We start from the raw sequence: 12,293 nt of genomic DNA, 5'->3' as shown, positions 1-12,293 counted from the left end.
AAAAAACAAAACATCATGAAAACAAGAAAAGAAACAGACCTTTTAGGAGACTTAGAAATTTATGACGAATTATATTATGGTGTTCATACGCAAAGGGCAATTAACAACTTTAAAATTTCTGGCTCTAAAATTGGTGATTTTCCAATTTTTGTTAAAGGCCTAGTTCTAACCAAAAAAGCATGCGCAGCTGCTAATAAAGAAATTGGAACTATTCCATCAGACAAGGCAGATATGATTATTCAAGCTTGTGATCACATACTTGATAACTTAAGAAAATATGCACAATTTTTCCCTTCAGATGTATTTCAAGGAGGTGCTGGAACTTCAGTAAATATGAATGCTAATGAAGTTATTGCAAATGTAGGTCTTGAACTAAATGGTCATGAAAAAGGAAGTTATGACATTTTACATCCTAACGACCATGTAAATAAGTCTCAATCTACAAATGATGCATATCCAACAGGCTTTAGAGTTGCTGTTTATTATTATATGAATCAGTTGTTAGAACGTATTAACCTTTTAACATCGAGTTTAGATAAAAAAGCCGCAGAATTCAAGAAAGTTCTTAAAATGGGAAGAACACAATTACAAGATGCTGTACCAATGTCTTTAGGTGACGAATTTGGGGCTTGGTCTGCAAATTTAAAAGAAGAAACAAAGAATCTAAAACACTGTCGTGATCTTATTTTAGAAGTTAATTTAGGCGCAACTGCTATTGGTACAGGTGTAAATGCACCAGATGGCTTTACACAATTATCTATAGGATATTTACAACAATACACTAAGGCAAGTTTTGTTCCTGCAGAAAATTTAATTGAAGCCACTTCAGATTGTGGTGCTTATGTTATGATTTCTGGAGCATTAAAACGTACCAGTGTTAAGCTATCTAAGATTTGTAACGATTTAAGATTATTATCTTCAGGACCACGTTGTGGGTTCAATGAAATCAATCTACCAGAAATGCAAGCAGGTTCTTCAATTATGCCTGCCAAAGTAAATCCGGTAATACCTGAAGTTGTTAATCAAGTTTGTTTTAAAATTATTGGTAATGATGTCACAATTTCTTTTGCTGCAGAAGCTGGACAATTACAATTGAATGTTATGGAACCAGTAATTGCACAATGCATGTTTGAGTCTGTAGAATTACTATCAAATGCTTGCATTACACTTGCTGAAAAATGTGTAGATGGAATAACTGCAAATGAAGAGCATACCAAACAAATGGTGTTTAATTCAGTAGGTATAATTACATTTTTGAATCCATATATAGGTCATCATATGGGTGATATTTTAGGCAAAGAAGCTGTAGAAACTGGTAAAACAATTCGTGAATTAGTGCTTGAGAAAGAATTACTTTCTGAAGAAAAGTTAGATGAAATCTTAAGTGTAGATAATTTAATGAATCCTAAATACACGGCAGCATTACATAAATAATTTGTTAATCAAAAATTATCGAAATGAAAACTCATTTTAACATATTCACGAAAATGACATTATTGTTGGTGTTATGTTCCATTCCTTGTCATACATATGGGCAAGAAAATAATAAAAAAGAAACTGAAACTAATACAAATTGGATAGAAGAAATAACCTCTCGAGTAACACCTTACGGAAGTATAAGACTAGGTGCTGGTTTTGCGGATGAAGGTGAGATAGGAGTTTCAAATAATGCACCACGAATAGGTTTAAAATTTAATCATCGACTCTCCCAAAATGAAGATGATAATTTTAATATTATTGGGCGTGTCGAATTTGGATTGAATTTAACCTCTAGAGATGACACTGTCCAATTTGCTGTTGATGCAGATGAAGGTATAGCTCAAGTGGGAGATGCCGTTTTTACAAGAATTGGTTATGCAGGGGTTTCTTATAAAGAGTTCTCTCTTATTTTTGGAAAAAACAATTCTATATATTATAGCCTAGCTGCAAGTGAATTGGATAATTTTCTAGCTTTTGGTGGAACTGGATTAGGTGTATGGAACATCTCTGATGGTGGCATTTCTGGAACAGGTAGAGCAAATCAAGTATTACAACTAAACTATAAAAAAGAGGGGTTGAGTCTTGCTGCGCAAGCACAAACTCGAAACATTTCTGAAAATAGTGAAAGTATTGACACCTATGGATTTGGAGCCAATTACAAAATAAAGGGGTTTGCTATAGGTATAGCTTATAACAAAGTAAATGACGGTGTAGAAGACCCTGAACCCAACCAAGCAAAAGTAGATGATGAAGCCTTTATTACTGCGGCTTCTTTTGAAAAAAATCGTTTTAGAGTAGCCTTGTCTTATGGTATCTTTAAGAACCATCATAGAACAGGAGATATGTTCTACGACAGTAAAGGCATAGAGTTTTATTCACGTTATAAGTTTTCTACTAATATGAGATGGCATGTAGCAGCTGGATTTAGTTCATTAAAACCAGACTCAGGACAAAATTTAGGTGATTTCGATACTAAATTTGGGATCACAGAGATAGGGTATAATTTCAAAAAATCAAGCCATATTTTTATCAGTACTAAACAGGATTTTAGTAAAAATAGCTCAGGCGAAGATAGAAGTCAAAATATTTATGGTGTTGGGATTCGCTTTGCCTTTTAAAAACTTTCAAAAACTATATTAATAAAGATGTAACTTTGTTTTTAATCTCTGATTAACATTTCTATGACATTCATTATGAGGTTCTATCTTTTTTTAGTATTTACTTTATCTTCAGCGATAATAAGTTTAAAGGCGCAAGAAGAAGCCAATCTAATTATTAAAGATGGCGTAAATGCTATGGTAGAAAAGGATTACTCAAAATCTCTTGAACTACTCAACCAAGCCAAAGAATTGGCAATTAAAAATCAATGGTACGAACAACAATTTCTAGCCATTAATAATATTGGTGCCAATTATTATAATATGCTCGATTATGGCAAGGCTCTAGAATATTATTTGGAAGCATATACCATTGCAATTAAAGACTTAGAACCTCAGCAAGAAATGATTGTTCTAAATAATATTGCAATTCTCTATTCTAAGGAAGAAAAGTTCGATAAATCTGAAGAGTATTTTCTCAAGGCATATGACATCGCTAAAAAAAATAATGCAGCTGTTAATTTAAGTATTTATGCTATTAATCTAGCCTCTGTTGCAAACAAAAAAAATGAATTATCTAAAGCGAGATCATTTTTAGATGAAGCCATTAATTTGTCCCAAGAATCTCCTGATTTTTTATTAGAAGCTAAAGCCTTGTTAGTAGAGAATTATTTATTAAGAGATAATACTGAAAGTTCAAAAAAATTAGCTTTTGAATTACTACCACAATTAAATGATGTTACTAATTCTGAACTTAAAAACAATTTATTATTATTGATTTCTAGGGCTTTTGCAAAGGAAAACCATATAGAAGATGCTATTACTTATGCCGAAATGTCTGTGGAAGCTAGTATCACTTTAGAAAGTAAAATAAATGCTTTCGAACAACTTTCTAATTTGCTAACCAAAAATGAATCCTATATGGCAGCTTTAAATATAAAAGATTCATTGATTATTGCTAAAGAGAAATTAAATACCATAAATGATGGTCAATTATTTGAAAGAAGTAAAGAAAAATTTGAAATTGAAAATTACAAAAAAGAGCTAAGTGATCAGCAACAAGAAATTAAAAAAGAGAGAAAGACCTTCTATACAATTTTGGGCGCAGCTTTATTATTGTTCCTTCTAATTATTTGGGCTTTAAGAAACCAAGTTTTAAAAAATAAACAGCGTAAAATTCTTGAAAAAAGAAATCAAGAAATTCTGACTTTAGAATTAGAGAAAGAAAAAAATGAAAATTTATTACTCGAAAAGCAACTAAAAAGCGAAATTGAGTCCAAAAACAGAAAACTCTCGGCAAAGGCGCTTTTCTTATCAGATAGAAATAAGCTTGTTACAACTATTATTTCTGAATTAGAAGCAAACAATACCTTGGAACATTCTTCAACGATTAAACAGCATATTAAAAACCTAAAGAGCTACTTAAAAACAGATGAAGAATGGGACAGCTTTATTAAGCATTTTGAAGAAGTGAACCAAGGATTTTTAAGTAACCTTAAAAGAAAGCATACTTCAATTAATGCTAATGATATTCGGTTCATTTCTTATGTATATATGGACCTTTCTCCAAAAGAGATTGCTACAGTTTTTAATATCACTCCCGAAGCTTGTAGAAAACGAAAAGAGCGTATTTCAAAAAAACTTGGATTAGGTGAAAGTAACGATCTCTACCACTATTTAGCTTCCCTATAAAGTATTGTCACGTTATTCTAATAAAATGTCACACTATTTCGGTCTACATTTTTGCTAGATATTTTGGTTTTTAGAAAGATTTGTCAAAATCTAAATTAATTACCATGAAAACAACTTTACAATCATTATTTACACTAATATTAATTATTAGCTGCACTTATAGCTCATTTGCTCAAATTAGCTATGAAGGAAGCACCACATACGGAAGGTTAGACGATGTAACCTATGACCTTAATACAGAAAATACATTATATGCAGTTACACTTGGAAACCATCTAATGAAGTCTATTGACAATGGTATTAATTGGGAAATCATGTATTCGTTTCCTGAGAGTGGTACTCAAATTAGTGACTTAAGATTAATGGAGAACGACACCCTTAGTTTTATTATTAAAAACTCTGGTCAGAACGCAAATAATACTATTTATTTTTTTGATTTAAACACTCAAAATATATCACAACAGATTACAGCACCTAACCCTGGTCTATCAGATCAACAATGGGTTACATCCTATGATATTTATAATCAAGACCCAAACATTATCTTGTTTGCTCAAGGGTTTAATTATCAAAACATAAATTATGTAAAAGTGTTTTACACTACTAACGCTGGAAATACTTGGTCTGAAATATATTTTAATACTAATTATGATTCTGTATTTGTTAATAATGTTGCTATTAACCCAAATAATCCTGACAGTTTATATATTTCGAGAACTTATGGCCCAAATGGAGTTGATGGTGGCTTATTTGTATCAAATGATGCTGGTGGAACATGGACTGAAAAATTAACAGGTATTGTATTGAGTCCAATTACTTTTAATCCTCAAAATGCATCTGAAATGTTATTAGGAACTTCTTCATCGTTTGGTGGTGGAGATCAGAACTTATACCATTCTTTAGATAATGGTGACACTTGGCAACCTATGACAATAACATGGACCAATCTATATGACTGGGCTGAGGACGACATCACCCGAATAGAATATGATCCAACCGATAGCAATAAGATAATCGTACTAGACACCAATGAAATGATTATATCAAATGATGGAGGTGCAACATGGACTAACCATGTTTACCCGCTCAATGATGACTTCACTGAGAACCCAGACTCTTATTTTTATGGACTTAATGTGTCCTTCAATCCTTTCAATAGCAATGAATTGATGGTCAATGCTAACTATCATCCCTTTAAATCGACTGATGGTGGTGTCACTTTAGAAAAATTAGAGAATCCTTTCTTTCTTTCTAATAAAGTAGCAGTCTCTGAAATTGGATCTGAAAATTTATATTATGGTGTACAAGGTGGTTTAGTACATAAAGACATGACTACAAATTTAGAAACAGCACATAATATCATACCAATTAACATTGGAAATATTGGTAATGGAAATACGTATTTTATAGATAGAACTATGGAGGGAAGAGTATATAGTTTTACAAGTGGTGGCTTTGGCAATACATTACTCAATGTGAGTAATGAATTTGGAGCAAATCCATTTCCTATTTACGGTGTACAATTTGACAATCTCCTTAGTACTACTACAGATCCATCTAATAATAATATTGTTTGGGCGTCTTTTCAAAACTCAGGAACCTATAAAATTGATTTTTCAGATCCAATGAGTCCTACACCTACACAAATTACACTTCCTGAAAGTGGATTACATTGGTCAACAGCTTTTGATAGCCAGAATCCTAATACTGTATTCGTTTCAGTGAGTACAAACTTTTACAAATCTTCAGACAATGGTATTACTTGGGAATTGAAGAGCGACGGAATTTCTTTAACACCAAATAGTGATGCTATTTTAGATATTAAACAAAATCCAAATAATAACCAAGAAATCGTAATTGCAACAACTCAAGGTATATATAAAACAACCGACTATGCTGAAAACTGGACACAAGTTTACTCAGGTGATAATGTTACTTCTATTAAATATTCTGGCACTAATCATCTTGCCGCTTCAATATATTCATCCCCAACAACTGAAGCGCAAGTTTTAGTTAGTTTAGATAATGCGGACACATGGATTGAAATTCCTGTTCAAGCCATTGAAAATGTCGGTTCTCAGAGTATGGACTTTATTTTTGATAACAATTCTATTGTGGTATATATAGCAACTCCCGATCTTGGAATTATGACCTATAATATTGATACAAATACCTTATCAACTCCAGATCATGAATACAGTGAATTAGATATTAAAATGTATCCAAATCCTGCAAAAAACATTTTAAATATTCAAATCCCAGAACATTTAAATATTGATAACGTGAGTATATTTTCAGCAACAGGTCAAAAAGTCAATGACTATAACACACTTCAAAATATAAACGTGTCTTCCCTATCAACTGGGTTATACTTTGTACGTATCCAAAGCGGAAAAACGGTTTGGATAAAAAGACTTAGCAAACTCTAATCTTAACCTTCTATATAAAAGTATAGACAATCATATTCTTATTTCATTTGGAACTAATTGTATAATTGATTAGCACCTTATTTTTTTAACTACTAAATCTTATTTAAATGAAAAGAAACATACTTGTCATTAGTAGAATTGTAACTTTTATCATAATTCTATTTATGTATTCGAACAACTGTAGCGCACAGTTAATTATTCTTGAGCCTGGATTAATATTAACAGATGTTAGCAACGATGGCTCCATTGCTGTAGGGCATAACAATATGGAAAATTTTATATGGACTGAAGCTAATGGCGTTACCTTTATTGGAGGTGTAGAACCATCATTTTATGGTGGGCAAACTAAAATTAATGGAAATGGATCTTTAGTTGCAGCTACTCGTATTAATCCAAGTAATAATCTTGGAGAACTAAGCTCGTATGATATAACAAATCAGACGTGGACATCACACGGTTCTTTAGGTTCCTCGTCTCAAGGTTCTGCAAGTTCTGCCTGGGCAATCTCATCAGATGGATCCACAATTGTTGGATTAGGTTGGGTCAATGCTGGATCGGCACATGCCATAAAATGGACTGAGGTTAGTGGCATAGAAGATCTTGGAAGTACAGTATCTGGTCAAAGTACAAGAGCGAATGCCGTCAATAATGATGGTAGCGTAATTGGTGGATGGCAAGATAATTCAGATGGAATTCGGCAAGGCGCTATATGGACCAATGGCGTTCAGACCTTATTAACCCATTCTAATAATGACCCTGCTGCTGAGGTAGGCACTTTGTCTGATGATGGTCTTTGGGCAGGTGGCGGTGGACAAGGATCTGCAAATAATTTTCAGGCTTGGAAATGGAGCCAATCAACAGGAATTATTAATATTGGGCCTTCTCCAGTAAATGGATGGAGAGGAACCACAACTGGCTTATCATCCGATGGTGAAATAGCAGTTGGTTATTACAGACAATGGCCAGGACCAGCAGCTTTCGGAAGAGGTTTTATACATACAGAAAGTGAAGGATTGGTGGACCTTACCGATTATGCTATTTCATTAGATATAGATGTTCAGGGTGCAATTTTAGCACTACCTTTAGGGTTGTCTGATGATGGCTCTACCATAGTTGGAGTGACAAATAACGGAAGTGGATTTATTTTTAGATTACCTCTACTTGGAGTTGAAGATCATGTATTTGATAGTTTTTCATTTTATCCAAACCCAGTAACAAACGTTTTGACTTTTCTAAACCCAGAAGGTATAAAAATAGATACCGTAAGTATACTTTCTGTAACAGGTCAAAAAATAAATGAGTTTGATACGCTTCAAAACATCAATGTATCTTCACTCTCAACTGGATTATACTTTATACGCATTCAAAGTGGAAAGAACGTCTACATAAAGCAATTTAGCAAACTCTAACTCTCTAATTTTTTTTATAAATTATAGATAATCCCTTTAATTTATTTGAGCTGGCATCAATTTTAATTGGTGCCAGTTTTGTATTTAATAAATTATTATGATTCAATTTTCTAAATGGTTAATATTAAAGTAAATTTAAAGAATAGATTATTTTAATATCATTTTGAATAATTAGGAAGATTGAAATTTAATTCTCTAATTAAGAAAAGTGGTTTCAATTATCGTTTTAAAAAATATTCCTATGAGTTATAATTCATTAAAAATAGTTGATATTGACACCTCAGTTTCCATTGTGAAATCTGGAAATCGTGTTTTTTTTCAAGGAGCAGCTATGACACCCAATTTATTAATAGATGCACTATGTAATTGTTACAATGAACTGAAGAATGTAGAAATTTTACAAATTCATACTGACGGCGAAGCAAAATACATGGAAGCCCCTTATAGTGAATCTTTCAACCTGTGCAGTTGTTTTGTTGGTGGTAACGTTAGAAAAGGAGTTAACTCAAATAATGGTGATTATATTCCTATTTTTTTAAGTGAAATTCATTGGTTATTCCGAAGAGACATCTTGCCCATAGATGTTGCTTTCATTCAAGTCTCTCCTCCAGACAAACATGGGTATTGCTCGTTAGGGGTTTCTGTAGATATTACAATTCCAGCAATTGAAAAAGCCAAAACAGTTGTCGCTTTAGTAAACCCAAAAGTACCAAGAACTCATGGTGATGGGATTATTCATATTAGTAATATTAATTATGCCGTAGAAGTTGATACACCTATACATCAATCCATAATATCTGAGCCTTCATTTATTGAGACACAAATAGGCAAACATGTTGCTGATTTGATAGAAGATGGTGCTACGCTACAAATGGGTATCGGTAATATTCCCAATGCTGTATTGAATAATTTAACGAACCATAAACGTTTAGGTATTCATACTGAAATGTTTTCGGATGGCGTACTTCCATTAATAGAAAAAGGTATTATAACTGGTGAAGACAAAAAAGTAAAACCCGGAAAAATACTAACTACGTTCGCTGTTGGCTCACAAAAACTATATGATTATATAGATGACAATCCTGTGGTTCATTTTAAAGAAGCATCTCATACTAATGATACTTCGATAATAAAATTGAATCCTAAAGTAACAGCTATAAACAGTGCCATTGAAATAGATTTCACTGGACAAATTTGTGCAGACACTATAGGTGCTTATCAATATTCTGGTGTTGGTGGGCAAATGGATTTTATACGAGGTGCCGCATTATCAAATGATGGTAAAGCAATTATAGCAATGCCTTCTACGACAAAAAAAGGGGACTCTAAAATTGTACCATATTTAAAACACGGAGCGGGTGTAACAACAACTCGAGCTCACGTGCATTATGTCGCCACAGAATATGGTGTTGTAGATTTATTCGGGAGAAGTTTAAAACAACGGGCTAAAGCGCTTATTAATATTGCACATCCAGACCATAGAGAAACATTAGATCGTGAAATGCACAATAGATTTAAATTAATATAACTTAACATTTATAATTAAAAAATGAACGTTAATCCTAATAAGATAAACAAACTTATAGTACAAATTGAATCTCTTATTCAAACTCTTATTCATGAAGAACAGCGCTTTAAAGATCCTTTTAAATCTGCTCACGTCTACTATTTAGAGAGTGCCAGAAATTTAGTCCATTACAACAGTCTTAGGAAAGTAGATTTAAGATCCCTTCAAAAAAAATTGCAGAATTTAGGTCTTTCGCGATTAGCAAAAGCAGAAGGGCATATTATGTCTAGTTTGATAAAAACTAGATTTGTTCTCTATAAACTATTGGATGAGCAACCGCCAAATACAATTAAACCTGGATTATCAATTAAAAATGGAAAACGTTTATTAAACAAGCATTCAAAAGAACTTTTAGGATTTCGGTCTAAAGGGAGACGCGTCAGAATAATGGTAACTCAGCCAACGCAGGCTGCCTATGATTATGATATGGTTCATAAAATGGTTGATTTAGGAATGAACTGCGCTAGAATTAATTGTGCGCATGACGGACCAGAAGTTTGGCAAAAAATTATAAACAATATAAAAAAGGCATCTAAAGCTCATGGTAAAACCATAAAAATAACAATGGACTTAGCAGGGCCAAAAATTAGAACTGGCCATATTACTCCTGGTCCAAAAATCAAAAAATTCTCACCTAAAAGAGATGGATCAGGCAAAATAACTAATCCTGCTATAATTGAACTCATTCCGATCATAATGGAAAATTCAGAGTACAACTCATTACCTATTTCCGAAGAATGGCTAAATAAGTTAGAGAAGGATGATGTTTTATTTTTAAAAGATTCGAGAGGCAAGCATAGAGAACTCAAAGTCATAGAAGCATCAAAAAATAAGGCAACTGTTCATTGTTACGAAACGTTATACATAGAAACAGGAACATTAATTTGTTGTAATAGATCTGGCATGTTGGATACTCCTGTTGGAGAATTACCTTCAATTGAGCAACACATATTATTAAAGACAAATGATAGTCTTATCATTACAAAAGAAAACGTTCTTGGTAATCCTGCTGTATATGACGATGAAGGAAAGTTAATCGAAAATGCTCATATCTCTTGTCAAACTCCAGAAGTGTTTAATCGTATCAAAGAAGGTGACATCATTCTATTTGATGATGGCAAAATTGAAGGCCGCATAGATACGATTCTTGATGACCGTATGGAAATACAGATTACAAGAGCAAAAGATACAGGCTCTAAGTTAAAAGCCGAAAAAGGAATGAACTTTCCAACAACTAATCTTGGTATTAGTGGTTTGACAGAAAAAGATAAGATTGATTTAGAGTTTGTAGCTAAGAATGCTGATGTCGTTAATTTTTCTTTCGTCAATTCTAAAGAAGACGTTGAAGAATTACTTGTGGAATTAGAAAAATGGAATGCCACTAATTCTTTAAGCATTATCTTAAAAATTGAAACGCGGTTTGCCTTTGATAATCTTGTAGAGATATTATTAACTGCCATGAAGGTGAAACAAATTGGCGTTATGATCGCAAGAGGAGATTTGGCCGTTGAAACTGGCTGGGAAAATATTGGTAGAATTCAAGAGGAAATATTAGCACTATGTAGTGCTGCTCATATCCCAGTAGTTTGGGCAACGCAAGTATTAGAAAACTTCGCAAAAAAAGGATTACCATCTAGGTCAGAAATCACTGATGCAGTATACTCACTTCAAGCTGAATGTATTATGTTAAACAAAGGACCTTATATGGGTGATGTTCTCCAATTATTAACCAAAATTCTATCAAACATGGAACATTATCATGAAAAAAATGAAGTCATGCTTCCTAAGATGGAAAAAGCTTAACTTGTCTAACTCATAACTATATCACTCAATTTTTGTTCAGAAAAACCAACACCTAAAGCACTGTCGTCAAACCTTATAAAAATGAAACCTAATACATATATTTATTTACTCACTTCCGCTTTAATCCTGATTTCACATAGTAGTTTTGCTCAAGATGAAGATTTAGACATTGTAAAAAACTATATAAGCGTTGATCCAATACTTCCACTTTTCGGAACATTTCAAGCAAATTATGAACGTGGCATAGGAGCTAATACATCTTTGGGTGTGTCTTTTGGATATAAAGGGTCTTCTGGCGTATTTGAGGTTACTCAAATAAGTTTTGATCGCTTTGATTCTAATGACTTGAATTTTTCAGGGTTTAAGATTATTCCTGAATTTCGATGGTATTTTCAAAAACGTAAATCAGGTCTCAATGGTTTGTATTTAGGTGCTTATTTTAAATATCAAGACGCAAGTGCAGATTTAGGAGGCGTATATAGATCTAGAAATGATGAAGTCAGTGAAATTTTAATTGATGCAAACTTAAAATCTTCTGTTTTTGGAATAGAACTTGGATATAAATGGCAGCTAAAAAAAGGTTTTTTTATTGACTTAATTTTTGCAGGCCCTGGATTTAGTACTAATAGAATTACCTTAACAGAAATAAGTGCTGTACCTCAAGCATTTTACGATGATTTATCAGAAGCATTGCAAGATATAGGCATCATAGATTTTATTGATCCCGATTTTAGAGTTAATGGTAATCAAGAAACTAAAATTACGCTTCCTGCTTGGCGCTATGGAATAAAACTAGGCTATGCTTTCTAATGAGAAA

General features: G+C 32.8%; 8 protein-coding genes. All 8 read left to right on the top strand.

Annotated features, from left to right (window positions below; all coding sequences use genetic code 11):
• The first annotated feature begins 15 nt into the window (after positions 1-15).
• Entirely contained in the window at positions 16-1,434 is a 1,419-nt protein-coding gene (aspA, locus tag Q0787_RS10705; protein WP_366915886.1) for an aspartate ammonia-lyase, read from the top strand.
• 23 nt (positions 1,435-1,457) lie between these two features.
• Positions 1,458-2,597, top strand: coding sequence for a porin (locus Q0787_RS10700; protein ID WP_298902608.1), 1,140 nt, complete (start codon positions 1,458-1,460; stop codon positions 2,595-2,597).
• Between the two features lie 177 nt (positions 2,598-2,774).
• Positions 2,775-4,268 (top strand): tetratricopeptide repeat protein, encoded by a 1,494-nt coding sequence (locus Q0787_RS10695; RefSeq protein ID WP_298902607.1) that lies wholly within the window; start codon positions 2,775-2,777, stop codon positions 4,266-4,268.
• Positions 4,269-4,372: 104 nt separating this feature from the next.
• Positions 4,373-6,697, top strand: a complete 2,325-nt coding sequence (locus Q0787_RS10690) for a T9SS type A sorting domain-containing protein (RefSeq protein WP_298902606.1) — start codon at positions 4,373-4,375, stop codon at positions 6,695-6,697.
• Positions 6,698-6,804: 107 nt separating this feature from the next.
• Positions 6,805-8,106: a T9SS type A sorting domain-containing protein gene (locus Q0787_RS10685; protein WP_298902604.1), complete on the top strand. Its 1,302-nt coding sequence runs from the start codon at positions 6,805-6,807 to the stop codon at positions 8,104-8,106.
• Positions 8,107-8,347: 241 nt separating this feature from the next.
• On the top strand, positions 8,348-9,634 hold the full coding sequence (locus Q0787_RS10680; protein ID WP_298902603.1) for an acetyl-CoA hydrolase/transferase C-terminal domain-containing protein: 1,287 nt from the start codon (positions 8,348-8,350) through the stop codon (positions 9,632-9,634).
• Between the two features lie 21 nt (positions 9,635-9,655).
• A complete protein-coding gene (locus Q0787_RS10675; protein ID WP_298902602.1) occupies positions 9,656-11,476 on the top strand; it encodes a pyruvate kinase in 1,821 nt (606 codons plus the stop codon).
• Between the two features lie 81 nt (positions 11,477-11,557).
• On the top strand, positions 11,558-12,286 hold the full coding sequence (locus tag Q0787_RS10670; RefSeq protein ID WP_298902601.1) for a hypothetical protein: 729 nt from the start codon (positions 11,558-11,560) through the stop codon (positions 12,284-12,286).
• The last annotated feature ends 7 nt before the right edge of the window (positions 12,287-12,293 follow it).

It is taken from the genome of uncultured Psychroserpens sp., from assembly GCF_947492715.1.
GTDB lineage: Bacteria > Bacteroidota > Bacteroidia > Flavobacteriales > Flavobacteriaceae > Psychroserpens.
Note: the sequence above shows the minus strand (reverse complement) of the source record. Positions and strands in the feature narration are given on the sequence as shown.